Genomic DNA, 20199 nt, shown 5'->3' with positions numbered 1-20199 from the left:
GTACAGAACGTAATCGTCAGAGATTGACCTGAGTCGGGCCACCGTTATTGCCGCGATCGTTGGTATCCGGCGTAGATGACTCGATACCACTTTGCACCGGTTTTGTCGGCGGTGGTGCGTTTTTATCCTCTGGCGGGAAGTAAAGTGGTCCCTTCAGTCCACAGCCGGTCAGGCTAAACAGAGTGACAAGAACGGCAAGCGTTCGAAAGACGTTTTTCATGTAGAGGTTGCCCGTAAGTTCAAATCTGTTTCTATCATCGCAGGAGAAGACACAAAAGCAAGAGTTTGCCGCTTTCCTGCAACGGGAATTATTTAGCGTTATACTGCCGCCATCACGAAAAACAGGAATAAAACCATGAACGACAGTGAATTTCATCGCCTCGCCGATACCCTGTGGATGACCATCGAAGAGCGTATCGACGACTGGGACGGCGACAGCGATATCGATTGTGAAATCAACGGCGGGATCCTGGCCTTAAGCTTCGAAAACGGCAGCAAAATTATTATTAACCGTCAGGAGCCGCTTCACCAGGTGTGGCTGGCGGCTAAACAGGGCGGTTATCACTTTGACCTGAAAGGTGACGAGTGGGTTTGCGATCGCAGCGGCGAAACGTTCTGGGATCTGCTGGAACAGGCTGCAACCGCGCAGGCGGGAGAGAACGTGAGTTTCAGGTAGTTTTGTTGCCCGGTGGCGGCTACGCCTTACCGGGCCTACAACGGCTCGGACCGTAGGCTGGGTAAGCGTGAGCGCCACGGCTCAGGACCGTAGGCCGGGTAAGCGTGAGCGCCACCCGGGATAAAGGCTCAGGAGAAATACTGCTGCAACAGCGGTGCGGTATCCTGATTCGCAGGCGCCGCAGGGGTAATTGCCTGCGTACGGAACGGGATCACCTGCGCCCGGCCATCTACGTTCACAATCTGGTAGAACTGCGGCAGGTTGAAGTTGATAAAGCTTGAGCCGTAGGTAAAGCGATCGTGCGAGGACGAATAGAAGCGGCTGACGTCGCGCACCAGCTCCTCTTTACTGCCTTCACAGTGGTGATACACCTCGGCGCGGTTGGTTTCATCCAGAATGTAGATATTAAACCCGGCGTTATCGCCCGACTCTTCAAAGAAGAACTGAATGATCCCTTCACTCGCAAAGCCATCCACCACCTGTGGCAGCTTAACGTGGTTGGTTTCCACCTGAACCGACAGGCCATGCAGCTTGTTGTGCGAAATCGCGCCGTAGAATTCAATGGCGTTTTCCAGCTTCTGGACCGACACGTTCAGGCGCTCAAAGAACAGGCCCCAGGTCTGGCCGGAGACGCGCAGCGCTTTAAAGCGCCCGGTTTCCTGGCGGGTGCTGGAGAGGCGCAGTTCGATGCACTCAGACACCAGCTGCTGCACGCGGGTACGAATCAGGCCGCGCAGGTGCTGGCTGTAGCAGAACACTTCCACGCTGTCCGGCGGCGCGGCGTCCTGGTGCATCTTGCCGAGAATGGTTTTCAGCGCTTCGATCATCGCCTGCTCGCCGTTGAAGTGCAGGGTTCGCACTTCGTTCCACGAGTTGCGGTACAGCAGATCCACGCTGCCCACCAGGCAGTTTTGCTGCTCGCCGAAGCTAAATACGTCCAGCTTGCGGAAGTCAAAGTGGACCACCTGATTGCGGAAGGCCGCCGTCGGGTCGTACTCCAGGTTGACGATGATCGCCAGATGGCGGATCTCACACGGGCTGTAGAGCGCTTTTGGCGTCGGCGCAGGCAGACGCAGCGGGAAGTGGTGCGAGACATCCGCCACCATCTCCTGCAACTTGGCTAAATCGACTACCTCGTTGCCCTTGATAAACAACCGGGTGCGTGAGGTGAGGAGGCCGTTAAACCAGGCCCAGGCCACCAGCTTGTTCAGGTAGCGGTTATATTCCAGCGGCTGATGGCTGATGATTGAATCCATGCTTGGCGCACGGTTGTACAGATACCACCCGGTGCGGTTTGCGCGGCCCGGCGGCACGTAGATAAAGGTCAGATTCGGCTCAGACAGGTCAGGCGAAATCTGTGGGTTAACCAGCGTAACCTTGCCCGGCAACGCTTCAAACGCGGCGTACAGCTTACGGGTTAACACCCCGATATCCTGTGGGCTGGCAGAAACGCTAAGGTTGTTACGGCGGGCAAAGCGGATCAGGTTGCGGTAGCTCTGCATCATCGCATCAAGCAGCTCGTTGTGCGCCTCACGCACCTGATCGATCTTCCAGTTGGCGCGGTTGTCGAGCATGGCGAGACGCGCTTCGTCCCATCCCCATTCTTTGACTAACTGGCTGACCACTTCACGACGCCAGCCAACGCAGGCGCGCTCACGGCTCAGTTTTTCACAGACTTTGAGATAGAAACATCGACGCACCAGGTCAAGACGCGTGGTGTCATCAATGGCCGTCAGGTATTCGGTAACGCGTTCCAGCATCATGCAGTAGGCATCAAGCCCGTAGGAGACGATCTCCCCGTCGTGCAGACGCTGCTTAATGTCTTTCGCCAGCAGACGCGGCGTAGGGTATTCCCAGGAGTAGGCTTCCAGCAGCAGGGTTTTCAGCACCGCTTTGTACGGTGAATCAATGCTCTTATAAAGCTGCCAGAGGCTTGCACCAAAGTACTCTTCGGCGGACAGGGAGCTCAGGCCGCCCAGATCCAGCCACTCGTTTGGCGTCAGAACGCCCTGCGAGTAAAGCGACATGACGTAGTCGTCATAATTCTCTTCTTCATCGCACGGCACCATATTCCACAGAATACGTTTCCCCGCCAGGCGAACGGCGGTACGGTAAAACTCATCCAGCAGCAGAATGTGCTGAGTCGAGCCGCAGTCTTCACCACCCAGACTGCCGCTTTCGTTATGGCGGAAACGGTTTTCATCAATCAGGAAGAAGCTCACTTCCACGCCGAGCGACGCCGCCCAGCTCTCCAGCAGGCTGCATTTACGCTGCAACAGCTGGCGCTCTTCATTGTCGAGCCAGGACTGATGGCAGACCCAGATATCCAGGTCAGAAGAACAGCTTTGCCCAACCGATGAGGTGCTGCCCATGGAGTAAACCCCGGTAATCGGCAGCTCGCCTTTCGGCGAATCCTGCGGCGGCATACCACGGTAGAGCTCAAGTTCGGTCAGGTAATGCTGTTGGGTTTCATCAGGCGTGAAGAGGCAAATGCCCTGGGGAACGTTACCATCGAGGTAACCCGGCATTAGCGGATGGTGATAGTGCAACAATGTCGGCAGTAGACTGTATACCTGCTGGAAAGCAGGGCCCATGGCAGCAAGCGCGCGATCCACGCGCAATTGATTGATGGCATCCAGTCTCTGTTTCAGAGTCTCAATATAGAGGTACAAGACGTATCGCCTGATGTTTCCGGGTGTCGCACGCCAGTCAAAACAGAAAAAGCAGCGGACCCGCAGTATTTCAAAAAATAACCGTTACCCTTCTTTCGTCTTTTGCTTTTCTGGTGGTACAGACGAAAAAATGGTCTAAAACGTGATCAATTTAACACCTTGCCGGTTGACCGTAAAGAAAGATGCGCTACATACAAGTGTAGCACCGTTCTGTACGTGTAAATTCCTGAATACGGCGGTGGCTGACGCGTACGCCGCCCTGTCCCTCTCGCGCTTCATCAACCGTAAAACTGCCATCCGAGTGTCAACAATGTTAGGATGGTTAGCGATTGATAATGACGGTAACAAGCATGTTAGACAATGTTTTGAGAATTGCCACACGCCAAAGTCCCCTTGCGCTCTGGCAGGCACATTATGTTAAGCAGCGCCTGGAAGCCTGCCACACCGGATTACGCGTTGAGCTGGTACCAATGGTCACGCGCGGTGACGTAATCCTCGATACGCCGCTGGCGAAAGTGGGCGGCAAGGGCCTGTTTGTCAAAGAGCTGGAACTGGCATTGCTTGAGAACCGCGCCGATATCGCCGTGCATTCGATGAAAGACGTGCCCGTTGAGTTCCCCGAAGGGCTGGGGCTGGTGACCATCTGCGAGCGCGAGGATCCGCGTGATGCGTTTGTCTCTAACCGCTATGCGTCGCTCGACGCGTTGCCAGAGGGCAGCGTGGTCGGCACGTCAAGTTTACGCCGCCAGTGTCAGCTGGCGGAGCGTCGCCCGGATCTGGTGATTCGTTCGCTGCGCGGTAACGTCGGCACGCGCCTTGGCAAGCTGGATAACGGCGACTACGATGCCATTATTCTTGCGGTTGCGGGCCTGAAACGCCTGGGGCTGGAGGAACGCATTCGCGTGGCGTTGCCGCCGGAGCTGTCGCTGCCCGCCGTCGGTCAGGGTGCCGTCGGCATTGAATGCCGTCTGGATGATGCGCGCACCCAGGCCCTGCTCGCGCCGCTGAATCATGACGACACCGCCATTCGCGTAAAAGCCGAGCGTGCGATGAATACTCGTCTCGAAGGCGGCTGTCAGGTGCCCATTGGCAGCTATGCTGAATTAACCGACGGTGAACTGTGGTTGCGTGCGCTGGTCGGCGCGCCGGACGGCTCGCAGATGGTTCGCGGTGAACGTCGCGGCAGGCCGCAGGATGCCGAAGCGCTTGGCGTATCGCTGGCGGAAGAGCTGCTGAATAACGGCGCGCATGAAATTCTGGCCGAGGTCTATAACGGAGAACCCCCTGCATGAGTATTCTTGTCACCCGCCCTTCTCCCGCAGGAGAGCAGTTAGTGAGCCGTCTGCGCGCACTGGGGCAGGTGGCCTGGAGTTTTCCGCTGATTGAATTCTCCCCCGGTCGCGAGCTGTCTATGCTCGCTGACCAGATGCGTGCCTTGCAGGAAGGCGATCTGCTCTTTGCCCTGTCGCAGCATGCCGTTGAGTTTGCCCATGCGCAGCTGCAACAGCAGGGCGCTAGCTGGCCCTGTGCACCCCGCTATTTCGCCATCGGGCGCACCACCGCGCTGGCCTTACACACCGCCAGCGGAATTGACGTTCGTTATCCGTTAGATCGGGAAATCAGCGAAGTCTTGCTACAATTACCTGAATTACAAACCATTGCCGGAAAGCGTGCGCTCATTTTGCGCGGCAACGGTGGCCGCGAACTGCTGGGTGAAACGTTGCGGGAACGCGGTGCAGACGTGACGTTTTTGGAGTGCTATCAGCGCTGTGCGAAACATTACGATGGCGCGGAAGAAGCAATGCGCTGGCACGCGCGCGGCATTAATACGCTGGTGGTCACCAGCGGTGAAATGTTACAACAGCTTTGGTCGCTGATCCCGCTTTGGTATCGCGAAAACTGGTTACTCCGCTGTCGGCTTCTGGTCGTCAGCGAGCGTCTGGCGAACCACGCCCGGGAACTGGGCTGGCAGGATATTCGGATCGCTGATAACGCCGACAACGATGCGCTGCTGCGCGCATTACAATAACTCTCAAATGGGAAGCCATAATGACGGAACACGAAAAATCCTCCGCCGTGGTTGAAGAGACCAGGGAGACTGTGGACACCACGTCACAGCCAGAGACGACAGACAAAACCGTTGAGAAGAAAAACGGCAGCAACAAAACCAGCCTTACGCTGAGCGTGATTGCCATCGCGATTGCGCTGGCCGCAGGCGTGGGACTTTACGGGCTGGTGAAGAAACAGGGCACCAACCAGACGGCCACCAGCGACGCGCTGGTTAACCAAATCACCGCCCTGCAAAAAGCGCAGGAGACGCAAAAAGCCGAGCTGGAAGGCGTGATTAAGCAGCAGGCTGCCGCCCTCGCCGACGCGAACAGCAAGCGTGAAGCGTTGACCAAACAGCTGAGCGAAGTGCAGGAAAAAGTCGCCACGATTTCCGGGACCGATGCCAAAACCTGGCTGCTTTCACAGGCCGATTTTCTGGTGAAGCTGGCCGGACGTAAGCTCTGGAGCGATCAGGATGTCACCACCGCCGCCGCGCTGCTGAAAAGCGCCGACGCAAGCCTGGCCGACATGAACGATCCGAGCCTGATCGGCGCACGCCGCGCCATTACGGAAGATATCGCCAGCCTGTCTGCGGTTTCTCAGGTCGATTACGACGGTATCATTCTTAAGGTGAATCAGCTCTCGAACCAGATTGATAACCTTCAGCTGGCCGATAACAACGACGACGACTCCCCTATGGATTCCGACGGCACCGAGCTGTCCAGCTCCCTGAGCGAGTGGCGTATCAACCTGCAAAAGAGCTGGCAGAACTTTATGGACAGCTTCATTACCGTTCGCCGCCGCGATGAAACTGCCGTGCCGCTGCTGGCGCCGAACCAGGACGTCTATCTGCGCGAAAACATTCGCTCCCGCCTGCTGGTGGCTGCTCAGGCCGTACCGCGTCATCAGGAAGAGACCTACAAACAGGCTCTGGATAACGTATCCACCTGGGTCCGCGCTTACTACGATACCAATGACGCAACCACGACCGCGTTCCTTGAGGATATCGACAAGCTGAGCCAGCAAAACATCACCATGAACGTGCCGGACAAACTGGAGAGCCAGCCGATTCTGGAGAAGATCATGCAGACGCGCGTGCGTAACCTGCTGGCCCAGCCGGGCGTTCCGGCAGAGCGCCCGGCTGAAGCACCTGCCGCCGCGCCAGCGCCTGAAAGCGCGCCGCAAGGAGAGTAATGATGCTAAAAGTCTTCTTACTCTTCATCCTGCTGATCGCCGGGATTGTGCTGGGGCCGATGCTCGCGGGTCACCAGGGTTACGTACTGATCCAGACCGATAACTACAACATCGAAACCAGCGTGACCGGGCTGGTGATTATCCTGATCCTGGGCGTGGTAGTCCTGCTGGCCGTGGAGTGGATCCTGCGTCGTATTTTCCGTACCGGCGCGCATACCCGCGGCTGGTTCGTTGGCCGTAAGCGCCGTCGCGCCCGTAAGCAGACCGAGCAGGCGCTGCTGAAGCTGGCCGAAGGCGATTATCAGCAGGTTGAAAAGCTGATGTCGAAAAACGCCGACCATGCAGAACAGCCGGTTGTGAACTATCTGCTGGCCGCTGAGGCGGCGCAGCAGCGAGGCGATGAGGCCCGCGCCAATCAGCATCTTGAACGCGCCTCTGAGCTTTCTACTAAGGATCCGATTCCGGTTGAGATCACCCGCGTTCGTCTGCAACTGGCGCGGAATGAAAACCATGCGGCACGCCACGGCGTTGACCGCCTGCTGGAAATTACGCCTCGCCATCCGGAAGTGCTGCGTCTTGCTGAGCAGGCATACATTCGGACCGGTGCGTGGGGATCGCTGCTGGACATTATCCCTTCCATGGCGAAAGCCGACGTGGGCGACGATGAACACCGTGATGAACTTCAGCGTCTGGCGTGGATTGGCCTGATGGATCAGGCGCGTGCCGATCTTGGCAGCGACGGGCTGAAGGCCTGGTGGAAAAACCAGAGCCGTAAAACGCGCCAGCAGGTCCCTCTCCAGGTGGCGATGGCCGAACATCTGATTGAGTGTGACGACCATGACACCGCGCAGGAGATCCTCCTCGACGGTCTCAAGCGACAGTATGATGACCGCCTGGTAATGGTGATCCCGCGTCTGAAGACCAATAATCCTGAGCAGATCGAAAAAGTACTGCGCCAGCAGATCAAAACCGTCGGCGATCGTCCGCTGCTGTGGAGTACGCTGGGCCAGTCTCTGATGAAACACGGCGAGTGGCAGGAGGCGAGCCTCGCCTTCCGCGCGGCGCTGAAGCAGCGCCCGGACGCATTTGACTACGCCTGGCTTGCTGATTCGCTGGACAAGCAGCACAAGCCGGAAGAGGCCGCAGCCATGCGACGTGATGGACTTCTGTTGACGCTACAGAACAACGGAACGCAGCAGTAATTCACAAGGAGGCCAGATGGCCTCCTTTTTTTAGGCATAAAAAAACGCCTGCTATAAAAGCAGGCGTTAAAACAGGTCTGTAAGACAACATATGTGGTGCTTCACTCAACGTTGTGTCCATGGTGTTTGATGAGGCCGAAGCGACATCTGTCAGTGGACGATAAGCACCGTAAACGGCTCTGCGTCATTCCTGAGTTTATGAGGCCCTGAGGCGAGCATAAGAGATGGAATGAGCATCTACCCCTGTATTATTGCACGTATTGTGCCAGGTTTACACACAGAACTTTTACATCACGCAACATTTTAAGATAAAAGGAAATTATGCTGTTAAGAACCGCCTTACGCCGTACAACATTGCGTTGAGGGCGGCGATCTGTCGTCAGCAGGAGACGCTTAAAGTGACAAAATAAAATTTTCTTTATTATTAATAATTTATATGTCGCTGAATCGCGACAAGGATGCAGGGTGTTGTCGGGGGATGGCTACAGGATAAAAAAGCGCAGAAAACAAAAAACCCCGCCGAAGCGGGGTTCAAAATTGGTCGGCGAGAGAGGATTCGAACCTCCGACCCACTGGTCCCAAACCAGTTGCGCTACCAAGCTGCGCTACTCGCCGATGTACTGCTTTTTTGAATTTTTAGTTCAATTCATTAAAAGTCGTGGTGCGAGGGGGGGGACTTGAACCCCCACGTCCGTAAGAACACTAACACCTGAAGCTAGCGCGTCTACCAATTCCGCCACCTTCGCAATTCACAACTCTTTCAATAATGGGGTGGCTAATGGGATTCGAACCCACGACAACTGGAATCACAATCCAGGGCTCTACCAACTGAGCTATAGCCACCACTGTATTCTTTCACGCGGTTCTGACTACTTCTCAGACCACCGCAGCTCTAGCGCCGGGACTAAAATGGCGCGCCCGACAGGATTCGAACCTGAGACCTCTGCCTCCGGAGGGCAGCGCTCTATCCAGCTGAGCTACGGGCGCTTAGCGCCGTTGCGGGGCTGGATATTACGTACCTCCGCCCCCGCTGTCTAGTGCTTTTTTGAAAAAAAAGCGTGTTTGGTTATGGTTTGCACATTTTGCCGCTTATTCCTCCACTTTATGGGCGGAGCCGCGGCGACCCAGGCCAAAAAGCTTATAGGCAGCCGTCACGGCGGCCAGGAAGATCATCCCGACAAACAGCGACATGCGGGTATCTTCATTAAAGTACATTCCAATTAATACGCAAATCAGGAACGCCATCGTTAAATAGTTTGCATACGGGAACAAAATGGAGCGGAACGGATGGCTGGCAATCGCCTGCCTGTGCGCCTGGCGAAAACGCAGCTGGCTGATCAGAATCACAAACCACGGCACCATCCCCGGCAGCACGCTGGCGCTGTAGACGTAAATGAACACGCGCTGCGGATTGGGGATGATGTAGTTCAGGCAAGAGCCGATCAGCAGAATGACAATCGATACCGCCACACCCGCCACGGGGACACCCACGCGGGAGACTTTGCCCATCACTGCCGGCAGCTGTTTGTTTTGCGAGAGCGCGTAAAGCATGCGCCCGCAGCTGTACATCCCACTGTTACAGCCGGAAAGCGCCGCCGTCAGCACCACAAAGTTGATAATCGCGGCCGCCGCCGTGATGCCAATCTTTGCAAAGGTTAAAACAAACGGGCTGCCGGTCGTGCCAATTTCGTTCCACGGGAAAATGGTCACGATAACGAAGATGGCGCCTACATAGAAAATCAGGATACGCCACAGCACCTTGCCTACCGCGCTACGCAGCGTCACCTGCGGGTTTTTCGCTTCACCTGCGGTGATCCCGATTAGCTCTACGCCCTGATAAGATGCCACCACGATACAGAGCGCCGTCAGGAAGCCCTTCCAGCCGCCCGCAAAGAAGCCGCCGTGCTCGGTCAGGTTACCAAAACCGATGGCGTGCCCGCCGTTATCGAAGCCAAAGAAGATGACCCCGAGGCCAACGACAATCATCACGATAATGGTGGTGACTTTGATCATCGCAAACCAGAACTCGATTTCGCCGTAAAGACGAACGGCGGCAAGGTTCGCCAGCGCCACCAGCCCTACGGCAATAAGCGCGGGTATCCACTGGGCCATCTCCGGGAACCAGAACTGCACGTAGACCCCGATGGCGGTGATCTCCGAAATCCCCACGGCCATCCACATAAACCAGTACGACCAGGCCGTGAGATAACCAAAGAACGGGCTCATATAACGGTGGGCGTAAACGGCGAAAGAGCCCGTCACCGGCTCCAGGAACAGCATTTCGCCCATTGAGCGCATGATGAAGAAGACGAACAGCCCGGCAATAATATACGCCAGCAGGACGGAAGGCCCCGCCCACTTCAGCGTGCTTGCCGAGCCCATAAACAGGCCAACTCCGATAGTCCCGCCCAGCGCAATCAGTTCAATATGTCGAGCTTCCAGCCCACGCTGAAGCTCCGGTTTTTTCTCTGCCATAATTCCTCGGTTGTGTTTGCTGTTTCCCGACTTGTTGCCGGTTATTATTTTTGAGGGGTACTGAAATACGGAGCGAATGGTTTCTTAAATTCTGGCAAATGGCAAACAATGCATTAAAAAAATGAATGCATTGCACATAAACTCAGCAGTTTTGCGGGGGGCGTTGCAGCGCGAACGGTAGATCGCGCTGCATATTGATTACATTTTCCCGGTGTAGTGCCAGGCGAGGTAGCGCAGGAGGCGAATCTGTCGTTTGATACGCGTCGGTTGGGAAAGCAGGCGGTACAGCCACTCCAGCCCCAGGTTTTGCCAGACTTTCGGCGCACGCTTAACGTGGCCGGTAAAGACGTCGTAGGTGCCGCCAACGCCCATATAGAGCGCATCCGGGCTGACCAGACGGCAATCGCGCATCAGTATTTCCTGGCGCGGCGATCCCATGGCAACGGTGACGATTTTCGCCCCGCTGTCGCGCACGCGCTCATATAACGCCTGGCGATCTTCCGGCCTGAAGTAGCCATCCTGACTGCCCACGATGTTGACATTCCACTGGCTACGCAGCTTTTGTTCGGTCTGTGCCAATACCTCGGGCTTGCCGCCAATCAGAAATACCGGCGTGCCTTCAGCGCCTGCGCGCTCCATAAGCCGCTCCCAAAGATCGGCTCCCGCCACACGAGACACATTAGCGTCAGGAAACTTTTTCCGGATCGAACGCACCACGCTAATACCGTCTGCGTATTTAAACTCCGCGGCTTCGATCAGGCTTTTCACTTCCGCGTTATCTTCAACCGCCAGCATTTTTTCTGCGTTGATGGCCACCAGCGTGCCCGACTTCATCTGCCCGTCCGCGAACAGAAAATCCAGCGCGTGCTGCATGTCACGCCAGCCAATCAGCTGTAGCCCACGCAGCGCATAACGCGGGGCTGAAGTTTTATCCGTCATGATAATCCCTACTCAGACTTGCGACAGCGTTGTGCTGCCCTGTGGCTCACGTCTGTGCACAAGCCCTGCGCTGTCAAACAGCCAGTACAGGAGTTTTGCCAGCAGCAGACAGACGCCGAAAACAACCATAAAGAACACCACGCGCGAGACGAACGAATCCAGCCCCTCGCGCGCCAGAACGATCATATTGAAAATGGCACCGAAACAGAAACTGTGCAAAACAGCGGCTTTGTAGCGGTTGGTCTCTTCGTTACCCAACGTGTACAGCCAGTCGAACCATTTTATTATCAGTCCGACCGCGATGGCGCCGGGCAGGATAAACCACGTTCCGCCCATCACCACCAGCGAGCCAATCAGGGTGGGGGAAATCGCCAGGCCCGAGTGATTATTCAGCACTTCCCAGGTGAAGTAGTTTGCCGTGTTCAGGACAATGCCGGGACGGTCAGGCCACAGCCACGTCGGAATAAAGACATAGAAATCGCGAACAATCGGCGCCAGCCCCTGGAATTCGATCTTGTCGTAGTTTTGCAGCAGCAATGCCAGGTTTTCCCACGGCGAGAAGGTATCGCGCGTCAGATACAGGAAGGTATAAAACGCTTCGTCACCGGCTACGTTAAGACCGTAGCGCTTCAGCGCCAGCCAGAACATCCCCACAATCCCAAAGACGCCTGCCGCCGCCAGCATCCACAGGGAGATCCAGCCGCGAATAATGCCGATAAACAGGAAAATCGCGAAGGCGATAATGATGTTGGCGCGGGTACCGCCGACGATCATGTAGGTCAGAATGCCAAACGCGACGGTGCTGACCAGGAAGAACAACCAGGCTTTGCTGTCCTGGCGCAGGAAGAAGACCACCAGCATCGCCGGGATGAAGAAATAGAAGAAGCGCTTGAGCGCGACGCCGGAGACTTCGGCAGAAAAAATCTGGCTATAGGACTGCAACTTAAACAGTAAAAAACCGTTATGCATGAAGAAAATCGCCACGCTGACCAAGGCGATGGTCATCAGCATAACCCACGTCAGATGGGTCTCTACCCGGTTCATGGTAAACAGCGGTCGACGGGGCGCGGTGTCTTTCGCCGCGCGCAGGCGCGTTTTATAGGTAACGTAGTACACCGCGTAGAAGCAGGTCGCAGAGAGCAGCGCCTGCAACAAGATTTCCGGCGGAGCGACGCCCACATCAAAGCGGAACACGAGGATGCTGGTCAGCGGGAAACCAAAGAAAAAGGTCAGCAAAAACAGCAGCGAGAAGAAGACGTTGAAATTAAAACGTACGCGCCGGAACTCAAACCAGGTGAGCGTGGCGATAAACAGCGTGCTCAGCAGCCAGACCACGAGCAAGCCGCTAAACTGCAACTGGCTCATGCGTTGTCTCCTGAAGCAATACGCAGCGCGCGGTGCCACGGCGTAAGGTAGTTCGGGCTGAAAAAGTCGATGCTATTTTTATCCACCAGCGCGAGCTGGCGCTGTGCTTCCCGTACCACCCCGACATTAAGCGTGTCAGAGGTAAACAGCACCGGAATGTGCTGCTCGGCCATGTCCTGCCAGAACGGGTTTTCGCGGTTGAGCACGCACGGTACTCCCGCCTGAATCAGCAGACACAGCGTGCCAATCCCCTGCTGACGGGCAAAGATGAAATAGCCCAGATCGCATTTTCGCAGCAGCGCGAGATAGTCATCAAAATCCAGCTTATCCCTGAGAATGTGCAGATTGTCTGCGCTAAACAGCGCAAGCCCCTGCTGGCGGACCTCGTCGATGTAGGCGTCGTTATTGGCGGGATAGCCCATCGGCACCACCACGTTCACCGTGTCGCCAAACTGCTGATGCACAGCCCGGAGCGCCGCGACATGCTCGTTGCTGCTATCGCCGGAATTCCCCACCAGGATGGTCAGCTTGCCCTCACGAACCGCGTCATTCGCCATCGTATTCAGCGCCGGATCCATGCGGGTCGGGAAATAGAGCAGCTCGCCGCGCACCTTCGGATGCTGTTTAGCAAAATAGGTGAGATCGCCGCGGGTGGCAAAAACGCAGCCCACGCGCGCCTGCGCCAGGCGGCGCAGCGGGTAGAACAGGCGGAATTTCCAGCCGTGGGAGACTTCATAGAGATCCGCTCCCCAGATATGCCAGCTGAACTGGGAGGGTTTGATCCCGCCGCTCAACAGCGCCAGCCACAGGCCGGTATTGAACTGCCCGTGGAAGAAGAAACGCTGGCTTCGATCCGCTTTGGCTTTCGCGACAACGGCTTTGGTCAGGGCCGCTTTGTCTGGCCAGAAAGTCATGTTCAGTGCCGGACAGGCCGCGCTCAGGCCATTATCTTTTCCAACAACCATAAACTCGCGCGCGTCGGGCGTACCGGATGCCAGCTCATCGTTGAAAAACCGCAGAACGGTCTGGTTATGATGCGGGATGTCCGATCCCAGAATGTGTATCAGTGCAGTCATGCGCGTTTACGCCAAAGTAAAAATACGCCGCAACAGGCAGCGAAATAAACGATATAGGTTGCCATATAGGCCTGAGCCGCCCCCAGCGCTCCGTGGGTAGGGATCAGCCAGTGAGAAAATGCCGTCAGCAACGCAAACTGGCTAATCTCTGCCAGGATATACAGCCGCAGCGAGGCCTTCGCAATTACCAGATAGCCGAAAACGTACGCCCCCACTTTCAGCACATCGCCGACCAGCTGCCAGGCAAACAGATCGCGCATGGCGGTAAACTTCGCCGAAAACAGCAGCCAGATAGCGAAGTCACGCAGCAACCAGACGGTAAAGCTGGCGACAGCAACAGCCGGCAACACAAAACGCAGGGAGCGAAAAATCTCGCGGGTAATATCCTGCCTGGACGTCAGGCGCGATAAGGTTGGCAGCAAATAGACGCTAAAGGAAGCCGTAATAAATTGGAGGTAGGCATCGGAAATGCTGCTCACGCCCTGCCAAATCCCCACTTCTTCCCAGCTGTAATGCGCCGCCAGCAGGTTTCGCATCATCACGTAGGCTACCGGAATGGTGACGGAAGTGATGAGGGCCATCAGCGTAAATTTCGCCAGCTGGCCTGCCAGTAACTTGTCCCACTGCGGTTTCAGGTAACTCAGCGGAACATCGCCTCTGCGCATCAGCATAAACGCCGCCGGGATGACAACCAGGGCAGGCACCAGCGCCAGCCCCAGCAGTGCGCCTTCATAGCCGCCCAGCCGGTAGCAAAAGTAGTAGGCGATAACGCCGATGACGCTGCCGAAGATCAGCGCCAGTGCATTCCCGGCGGCATCACGGAAGCCTTTCATCAGCGCCAGCAACAGGTTCGCCCAGGCGATGCCCATCTGAACCAGCGCCACCAGGCGTACCAGCCCCTGATAGTGCGTATGTCCGAACAGCCCCTGGCTGATGGGTGCCGCCGCCAGCAAAAAGACGACGGCCAGCAGCGTAGAGAAGCCCAGCACCATTGCAGATGAGGTACCCACCACCGTGCGGAGCTTTCCGGCATCGTCATGATGCTGCGCTACGTATTTGGTGACGCCGTTGAATATCCCGGCCCCCGCCAGCACGCCAAGCACCGTGACCAGCTGGCGGAAATTCCCGGCCAGCCCAACGCCTGACGGACCAAATGAGACGGCCAGCAGCTTGACGACCAGTAACCCGGCGCCAATTTTTACAAGCGTGGACGCTGCCGTCCACACCGACGCTTTTGCCAGAGACATATCAGGCGAAATAACTCAGAAGCGAATTGATCACCGTACGCTGGTTCACCGGCGCGAGGTTGTAGAACAGGGGCAGACGGAGCAGACGTTCGCTCTCTTTGGTGGTGTAGCGGTCTTCACCGGCAAACGCGCCGAAGGCTTCCCCCGCCGGGCTGGAGTGCAGCGGAATATAGTGGAATACCGCCATAATTTCCGCTTCTTTCAGCCAGGCAATCAGCTTGCTGCGATCGTCGTTATCGCGCAGCTTGATGTAGAACATGTGGGCGTTGTGGACGCAGTCGGCCGGTACGGTCGGCAGCTCAATACGCCCTGCCTTAGCCAGCGGCGCCAGCGCGTCGTAGTAGGTTTGCCACAGGGAGAGGCGGTGCAGATTGATTCGCTCTGCCGCTTCCAGCTGCGCCCAGAGGTATGCGGCCTGCAAATCCGCCATCAGGTAGCTTGAGCCGATATCGCGCCAGGTGTACTTATCCACCTGGCCGCGGAAGAACTGGCTGCGGTTGGTCCCTTTCTCACGGATCACTTCCGCACGCTCTACCAGAGCGCGATCGTTAATCAGCGTCGCGCCACCCTCACCGCCTGCGGTGTAGTTTTTGGTTTCGTGGAAGCTAAAGCAGCCGATATGACCGATGGTGCCCAGCGCGCGTCCTTTGTAGGTGGACATCACGCCCTGCGCGGCGTCTTCCACCACGAACAGGTTGTGCTTTTTGGCGATGGCCATGATGGTGTCCATTTCGCAGGCCACGCCCGCGTAATGCACCGGGACAATGGCCCGCGTTTTGTCGGTGATCGCCGCTTCAATCAACGTTTCGTCAATGTTCATGGTATCCGGGCGGATATCCACAAACACGATTTTCGCCCCGCGCAGGACAAAGGCGTTCGCCGTGGAGACGAAGGTATAGCTCGGCATGATCACCTCATCGCCGGGCTGGATATCCAGCAGCAGCGCCGCCATCTCGAGCGATGCGGTACAGGACGGCGTCAGCAGAACTTTGGCACTGTGGAAGCGTTGCTCCATCCACTGCTGGCAGCGACGGGTGAACCCACCGTCGCCACAGAGCTTGCCGCTGCCCATAGCAGACTGCATATAATCAAGTTCAGTGCCCACGACCGGAGGCGCGTTAAATGGAATCATCTTGTCACCTGTATAACCAGTAGGCGGTGGCGTCGATGCTGGCACCACTCGCAATATAACGTTTAAGCGCAGCGGTGTTGCCCATCTGGGTCGCGACCCGCAGCGTTGATACTCGCTGTTGCTCCGCCCAGTGCAGCGCCGCCTGCATGAGTTTTTCGCCCATGCCGCGTCCGGCTAATAAACCGATGCGCGCCTCGTGCTCGTTGAGCCTGCGAAGCGAAACAAAACCTTCAATCGGACCTTCCGCCGCACGAAACACCAGACAGACGTGGTCAAACGTGCCCTTTACCGCATTCTCAATCCACTGGGCATAAAAACGGCCGCTGTCATCGGGCGCATACCAGGGCGCCCGGAAACGGCTCTGAGCGAATGCCAGCGCCGCCATGTTGCGCAGCGTGGGAATATCCTGCTCTGATGCAATTTCCGCGCCCGGTGAGTCGTGGCGGGCCACGGTAATAGAGAGATCAACCTCACCCTCAACCAGCCGGAATCCGTGCTGCTGGAGCGCGTCCAGCATATCGGCCCGGTCTGCCGGGATCTTAGCCTGCACGCGCGGCCAGGCGCCGAAGTCTGCTTCCCGCAACGCAGGGGCATTTTCGCGCAGACGCACTATCGCTGAGGGGCGCGCAAAGAATGTGCTTTCCCACTCAAGGGGCTCCAGCACGCCGTTGAGGATACTCAACGCCACACGCCTTTAGTATCAACAACATACTGCTGACGTACGGCATCAGCGGAGACCGCTTTAAACGCATTGTGATCTACCAGCAGTACCAGCACATCCGCCGTCGCCAGCGCGTCATCCAGTGCGGTAAGGGTGCAGTGACCGGCAAGCTTTGCCGGTAACGCATGAATATTCGGCTCAACCACCAGTGTTTCACCGCTGTGCCAGTCAGCGATCATCCCGGCAATTTCCATCGCCGGGCTTTCGCGCAGATCGTCAATATTCGGTTTGAATGCCAGACCAAAGCAGGCGATTTTCAGCTCGCTGGCGCGTTTGCCGCTGTCGGCCAGGCAATCCGCGACCGTGGCTTTCACCTGGTTGATCACCCAGTGCGGTTTGTGGTCGTTCACTTCGCGCGCGGTGCGAATCAGGCGTGCCTGTTGCGGGTTTTGCGCCACGATAAACCACGGATCGACTGCGATACAGTGCCCACCCACGCCCGGCCCCGGCTGAAGAATGTTTACGCGCGGGTGACGGTTGGCAAGGCGGATCAGTTCCCAGACGTTAATTCCCTGATCGGCGCAAATCAACGACAGTTCATTCGCAAACGCGATGTTGACGTCGCGGAAGCTGTTTTCGGTCAGCTTGCACATTTCGGCGGTGCGGGAGTTGGTCACCACGCATTCGCCTTCAAGGAAAATCTTATATAACTCGCTGGCGCGCGCGGAGCAGACCGGGGTCATGCCGCCAATCACGCGGTCATTTTTAATCAGCTCAACCATTACCTGGCCCGGCAGCACGCGCTCAGGGCAGTAGGCGATATTGATATCAGCCTGCTCGCCCGCCTGCTGCGGGAAGCTGAGATCGGGGCGCGCCTCGGCCAGCCACTGGGCCATCTGCTCGGTGGCTCCAACAGGTGAAGTGGACTCAAGGATAACCAGCGCCCCTTTCTTCAGCACCGGCGCAATGGATTTTGCCGCCGCCTCGACGTAAACCATGTCAGGCTCATGATCGCCTTTAAAAGGGGTTGGTACCGCAATCAGGTACGCGTCGGCTTCTACCGGCGTCGTGCTGGCGCGCAGGAAGCCACCGTCCACCGCTTTTTTCACCACGCGATCGAGGTCAGGCTCCACGATATGAATTTCGCCACGGTTGATGGTTTCCACCGCGTGCGCGTTGATATCTACGCCAACAACCTGCTTTTGACGAGAGGCAAAGGCCGCCGCAGTAGGCAGTCCGATATAGCCAAGACCAACAACAGAGATGGTAGTAAAACTCATAGCGTTACCCGATTGTGTTTAAGTGCGTGCAAAATACGGCCACAAGCCTGCCCGTCCCCGTACGGGTTATGGGCGCGGCTCATCGCCTGATACTCTTCATCGTCATGCAGTAAGCGCGTGACCTCTTCGACAATACGACGCGGGTCTGTTCCGACCAGACGGACGGTCCCGGCAGTTACCGCTTCCGGACGTTCGGTGGTTTCGCGCATCACCAGTACCGGCTTGCCAAGAGAAGGCGCTTCTTCCTGAATGCCGCCAGAATCGGTCAGGATCAGCCAGGCGTGGTTCATCAGCCAGACAAACGGCATATAGTCCTGCGGCTCAATCAGGAGCACGTTTTCCACGTGGCCGAGGATACGGTTGACCGGTTCGCTGACGTTAGGGTTGAGGTGTACCGGATAGACAATCTGCACATCCTCGTTCTGCGCGGCAATTTCAGCCAGCGCGTGGCAGATTTGCTCAAAACCACGGCCAAAACTTTCGCGACGGTGGCCCGTCACCAGGATCGTTTTCTTGCCGTTATTCAGGAACGGATAACGCGCAGCGAGTTCTGCCTGAAGTTCGCCGTTAGCCAGCACGCGGTCACGCACCCAAATCAGCGCATCAATAACGGTATTGCCGGTGACGAAAACTTTGCTGTCGCTGATATTTTCTCGCAGCAGGTTCTGACGTGAGTTCTCGGTAGGCGCAAAATGGTACATCGCCAGGTGGCCGGTGAGGGTACGGTTGGCCTCTTCCGGCCAGGGAGAATAGAGATTGCCGGTACGCAGCCCCGCTTCGACATGGCCTACAGGGATACGCTGATAGAACGCGGCCAGGCTGGTCGCCACGGTGGTAGTGGTGTCGCCATGCACCAGGACCACATCAGGCCTGAACGACTCCAGAATAGGCTTTAACTCTTGCAGAATACGGCAGGTAATTTCCGTCAATCCCTGTCCCGGTTTCATTATATTGAGATCGTAATCCGGGACGATAGAAAAGAGGGTTAAGACCTGATCGAGCATCTCACGGTGCTGGGCAGTTACGCACACCTTCGCTTCAATGTCAGGATCTCTGGCCAGCGCATGAACCAGAGGTGCCATCTTGATGGCCTCCGGCCTGGTGCCAAATACGGTTAGTACTTTCACATCGATTCTCTTCGATTAGACGATGAAGGCCGCAGCCTTCATCGTAGACGGCGTTCTTAGTTTGTGCGGCGACGCAATAACGCTACGCCAGCGCCAGTCAGTGCGCCCACAATCCCCCACATGATCATCAGGAAGGCGCGACGCGGACTATCGCGTTTTACAGGCTCTTCAGGCGTTCTCAAATAACGATAGGTCTGAAAACGCGGGTCCAGCGTTGGACCGACGTTGAGCGTATTGAGCATGGCGCGGTTTTGGTCGTAATCAAGGTCAAAGTCAGGGCCAACCGCCTGGATATTTTCCAGACGTGCCTGAAGCATTGGGCGACCCAGGAGGAACATTTCTGAATCCGGGAGTTCGTCAGCCGGAACATCCGTTTCGCTACGGGAAATATTGTGCTGTTCCGCAATCTTCAGCGCCTGCTCAATATTATGCACGCGTCGCGCGAAGATGGCCTTTGCGACCTCTTCCTGACGTTTTACCTGTGCCTTCATCTGGATTGTACGTGCCGCCCAGGCGCCTTTCAGCTCGTCATTCAGATGGCTCGCCGCGCGCTGGCTGGCAAAAGCAACGTACTGACGCAGCAGGTTATTGGCGTCCGGCGCCGTTTCCGCAATCAGCTTCACGCTGTCGCTAACATTACGGAGCATATCGCCAGGCATAAACTGAATGTTATTAATTAAATCATCCAGCAGCGCGGCATCCGCTTTGCTGTTCCCGACCATGCGCTGCTTGTAGTAGTCCGTCTGGGACCAGAAATCGCGACGTGTATCCCACGACGCCAGCTGCATCACAAACTCTTTGTAGGATTCATCCATCACCGAGGCCTGATCCGGGGTCGCCAGATTGGCCTTGATATCAAGATTACGCAGGAATTGCTGCTGGGAGTAGTAGCCTCCAAGCATATTCACCGTTGGTCGGTCTGTAATTGCCGTGGCGCTCCACTCTTGTTTTGCAAAGAAGGTGTAGGCAAGCGCTAACAGTGCGAACCCCAATGCAATACCCACAATCCACAGTTTGCCTTGCCATAACACTCGAAACAAACCACGAATATCCAGCTCGTTCTCAGTGCCCACTGATTTCGCTCCCGCCAACGGTTGAGTCATC

17 protein-coding genes and 4 tRNA genes are annotated in these 20199 nt (G+C 56.7%); 5 read left to right on the top strand and 16 right to left on the bottom strand.

The features are described 5' to 3' along the window. Positions 1-16 precede the first annotated feature (16 nt). Complete coding sequence (locus N5C09_RS11785; RefSeq protein WP_006812373.1) at positions 17-220, bottom strand: lipoprotein; 204 nt, start codon at positions 218-220, stop codon at positions 17-19. 135 nt (positions 221-355) lie between these two features. On the opposite strand from N5C09_RS11785, the gene cyaY reads away from it, so the two are divergent. Beyond that, positions 356-676: an iron donor protein CyaY gene (cyaY, locus tag N5C09_RS11780; RefSeq protein ID WP_279749097.1), complete on the top strand. Its 321-nt coding sequence runs from the start codon at positions 356-358 to the stop codon at positions 674-676. Between the two features lie 128 nt (positions 677-804). On the opposite strand, the gene cyaA is transcribed toward cyaY, so the two are convergent. Continuing rightward, positions 805-3348, bottom strand: coding sequence for a class I adenylate cyclase (cyaA, locus tag N5C09_RS11775; RefSeq protein ID WP_063452171.1), 2544 nt, complete (start codon positions 3346-3348; stop codon positions 805-807). Positions 3349-3698: 350 nt separating this feature from the next. Between cyaA and hemC the strand changes: the two genes are divergently transcribed. The 4 genes from hemC to hemY are packed head-to-tail and all read left to right on the top strand — an operon-like array spanning position 3699 to position 7793. Further along, entirely contained in the window at positions 3699-4640 is a 942-nt protein-coding gene (gene hemC / locus N5C09_RS11770; RefSeq protein ID WP_279749096.1) for a hydroxymethylbilane synthase, read from the top strand. Next, positions 4637-5377 (top strand): uroporphyrinogen-III synthase, encoded by a 741-nt coding sequence (hemD, locus tag N5C09_RS11765; protein WP_279749095.1) that lies wholly within the window; start codon positions 4637-4639, stop codon positions 5375-5377. The genes hemC and hemD overlap by 4 nt, the downstream gene beginning before the upstream one ends. Positions 5378-5397: 20 nt before the next feature. Further along, positions 5398-6591: a uroporphyrinogen-III C-methyltransferase gene (gene hemX, locus N5C09_RS11760; protein ID WP_112792052.1), complete on the top strand. Its 1194-nt coding sequence runs from the start codon at positions 5398-5400 to the stop codon at positions 6589-6591. A 2-nt stretch (positions 6592-6593) separates the two neighbouring features. Then, the gene (hemY, locus tag N5C09_RS11755; protein WP_063452167.1) at positions 6594-7793 is read left to right on the top strand and encodes a protoheme IX biogenesis protein HemY; all 1200 of its coding nucleotides are present in this window, start codon (positions 6594-6596) and stop codon (positions 7791-7793) included. 538 nt (positions 7794-8331) lie between these two features. Here the strand turns inward: hemY and N5C09_RS11750 are convergent. From N5C09_RS11750 to wzzE, 14 genes are all read right to left on the bottom strand, one after another. Then, a tRNA-Pro gene (locus N5C09_RS11750) sits at positions 8332-8408 on the bottom strand. Positions 8409-8452: 44 nt separating this feature from the next. Beyond that, a tRNA-Leu gene (locus N5C09_RS11745) sits at positions 8453-8539 on the bottom strand. 21 nt (positions 8540-8560) lie between these two features. Beyond that, a tRNA-His gene (locus N5C09_RS11740) sits at positions 8561-8636 on the bottom strand. A gap of 67 nt (positions 8637-8703) precedes the next feature. Continuing rightward, positions 8704-8780: transfer RNA gene (locus N5C09_RS11735), tRNA-Arg, on the bottom strand. A 102-nt stretch (positions 8781-8882) separates the two neighbouring features. Then, positions 8883-10268, bottom strand: coding sequence for an amino acid permease (locus N5C09_RS11730; protein ID WP_279749094.1), 1386 nt, complete (start codon positions 10266-10268; stop codon positions 8883-8885). A 198-nt stretch (positions 10269-10466) separates the two neighbouring features. After that, the gene (gene wecG / locus N5C09_RS11725; RefSeq protein WP_063868829.1) at positions 10467-11207 is read right to left on the bottom strand and encodes a lipopolysaccharide N-acetylmannosaminouronosyltransferase; all 741 of its coding nucleotides are present in this window, start codon (positions 11205-11207) and stop codon (positions 10467-10469) included. 12 nt (positions 11208-11219) lie between these two features. After that, positions 11220-12572 (bottom strand): ECA oligosaccharide polymerase, encoded by a 1353-nt coding sequence (gene wzyE / locus N5C09_RS11720; protein WP_063868827.1) that lies wholly within the window; start codon positions 12570-12572, stop codon positions 11220-11222. After that, entirely contained in the window at positions 12569-13648 is a 1080-nt protein-coding gene (locus N5C09_RS11715) for a TDP-N-acetylfucosamine:lipid II N-acetylfucosaminyltransferase (protein WP_279749093.1), read from the bottom strand. Before N5C09_RS11715 ends, wzyE begins: the two co-directional genes overlap by 4 nt. Further along, a complete protein-coding gene (gene wzxE, locus N5C09_RS11710; protein ID WP_102750778.1) occupies positions 13645-14895 on the bottom strand; it encodes a lipid III flippase WzxE in 1251 nt (416 codons plus the stop codon). Before wzxE ends, N5C09_RS11715 begins: the two co-directional genes overlap by 4 nt. A gap of 1 nt (position 14896) precedes the next feature. Further along, positions 14897-16027, bottom strand: a complete 1131-nt coding sequence (gene rffA, locus N5C09_RS11705; RefSeq protein ID WP_063452161.1) for a dTDP-4-amino-4,6-dideoxygalactose transaminase — start codon at positions 16025-16027, stop codon at positions 14897-14899. A 4-nt stretch (positions 16028-16031) separates the two neighbouring features. Beyond that, the gene (gene rffC / locus N5C09_RS11700; protein WP_204643720.1) at positions 16032-16709 is read right to left on the bottom strand and encodes a dTDP-4-amino-4,6-dideoxy-D-galactose acyltransferase; all 678 of its coding nucleotides are present in this window, start codon (positions 16707-16709) and stop codon (positions 16032-16034) included. Beyond that, positions 16706-17968: a UDP-N-acetyl-D-mannosamine dehydrogenase gene (gene wecC / locus N5C09_RS11695; protein ID WP_279749091.1), complete on the bottom strand. Its 1263-nt coding sequence runs from the start codon at positions 17966-17968 to the stop codon at positions 16706-16708. The genes rffC and wecC overlap by 4 nt, the downstream gene beginning before the upstream one ends. After that, positions 17965-19095, bottom strand: a complete 1131-nt coding sequence (gene wecB, locus N5C09_RS11690) for a UDP-N-acetylglucosamine 2-epimerase (non-hydrolyzing) (protein WP_063452158.1) — start codon at positions 19093-19095, stop codon at positions 17965-17967. The genes wecC and wecB overlap by 4 nt, the downstream gene beginning before the upstream one ends. Positions 19096-19151: 56 nt before the next feature. Continuing rightward, complete coding sequence (wzzE, locus tag N5C09_RS11685; RefSeq protein WP_063868815.1) at positions 19152-20198, bottom strand: ECA polysaccharide chain length modulation protein; 1047 nt, start codon at positions 20196-20198, stop codon at positions 19152-19154. Position 20199 lies beyond the last annotated feature (1 nt).

The organism is Enterobacter sp. GD03975 (assembly GCF_029838645.1).
Lineage (GTDB): Bacteria > Pseudomonadota > Gammaproteobacteria > Enterobacterales > Enterobacteriaceae > Enterobacter > Enterobacter quasihormaechei.
This window is presented reverse-complemented; position numbering and strand designations above follow the sequence as displayed.

What these genes read in the sequence shown, in the direction of transcription:
- N5C09_RS11785 (WP_006812373.1), bottom strand. Translation starts at nt 220, where the DNA reads ATGAAAAACGTCTTTCGAACGCTTGCCGTTCTTGTCACTCTGTTTAGC.
- cyaY (WP_279749097.1), top strand. Translation starts at nt 356, where the DNA reads ATGAACGACAGTGAATTTCATCGCCTCGCCGATACCCTGTGGATGACC.
- hemC (WP_279749096.1), top strand. Translation starts at nt 3,699, where the DNA reads ATGTTAGACAATGTTTTGAGAATTGCCACACGCCAAAGTCCCCTTGCG.
- hemD (WP_279749095.1), top strand. Translation starts at nt 4,637, where the DNA reads ATGAGTATTCTTGTCACCCGCCCTTCTCCCGCAGGAGAGCAGTTAGTG.
- hemX (WP_112792052.1), top strand. Translation starts at nt 5,398, where the DNA reads ATGACGGAACACGAAAAATCCTCCGCCGTGGTTGAAGAGACCAGGGAG.
- hemY (WP_063452167.1), top strand. Translation starts at nt 6,594, where the DNA reads ATGCTAAAAGTCTTCTTACTCTTCATCCTGCTGATCGCCGGGATTGTG.
- N5C09_RS11730 (WP_279749094.1), bottom strand. Translation starts at nt 10,268, where the DNA reads ATGGCAGAGAAAAAACCGGAGCTTCAGCGTGGGCTGGAAGCTCGACAT.
- wecG (WP_063868829.1), bottom strand. Translation starts at nt 11,207, where the DNA reads ATGACGGATAAAACTTCAGCCCCGCGTTATGCGCTGCGTGGGCTACAG.
- wzyE (WP_063868827.1), bottom strand. Translation starts at nt 12,572, where the DNA reads ATGAGCCAGTTGCAGTTTAGCGGCTTGCTCGTGGTCTGGCTGCTGAGC.
- N5C09_RS11715 (WP_279749093.1), bottom strand. Translation starts at nt 13,648, where the DNA reads ATGACTGCACTGATACACATTCTGGGATCGGACATCCCGCATCATAAC.
- wzxE (WP_102750778.1), bottom strand. Translation starts at nt 14,895, where the DNA reads ATGTCTCTGGCAAAAGCGTCGGTGTGGACGGCAGCGTCCACGCTTGTA.
- rffA (WP_063452161.1), bottom strand. Translation starts at nt 16,027, where the DNA reads ATGATTCCATTTAACGCGCCTCCGGTCGTGGGCACTGAACTTGATTAT.
- wecC (WP_279749091.1), bottom strand. Translation starts at nt 17,968, where the DNA reads ATGAGTTTTACTACCATCTCTGTTGTTGGTCTTGGCTATATCGGACTG.
- wzzE (WP_063868815.1), bottom strand. Translation starts at nt 20,198, where the DNA reads ATGACTCAACCGTTGGCGGGAGCGAAATCAGTGGGCACTGAGAACGAG.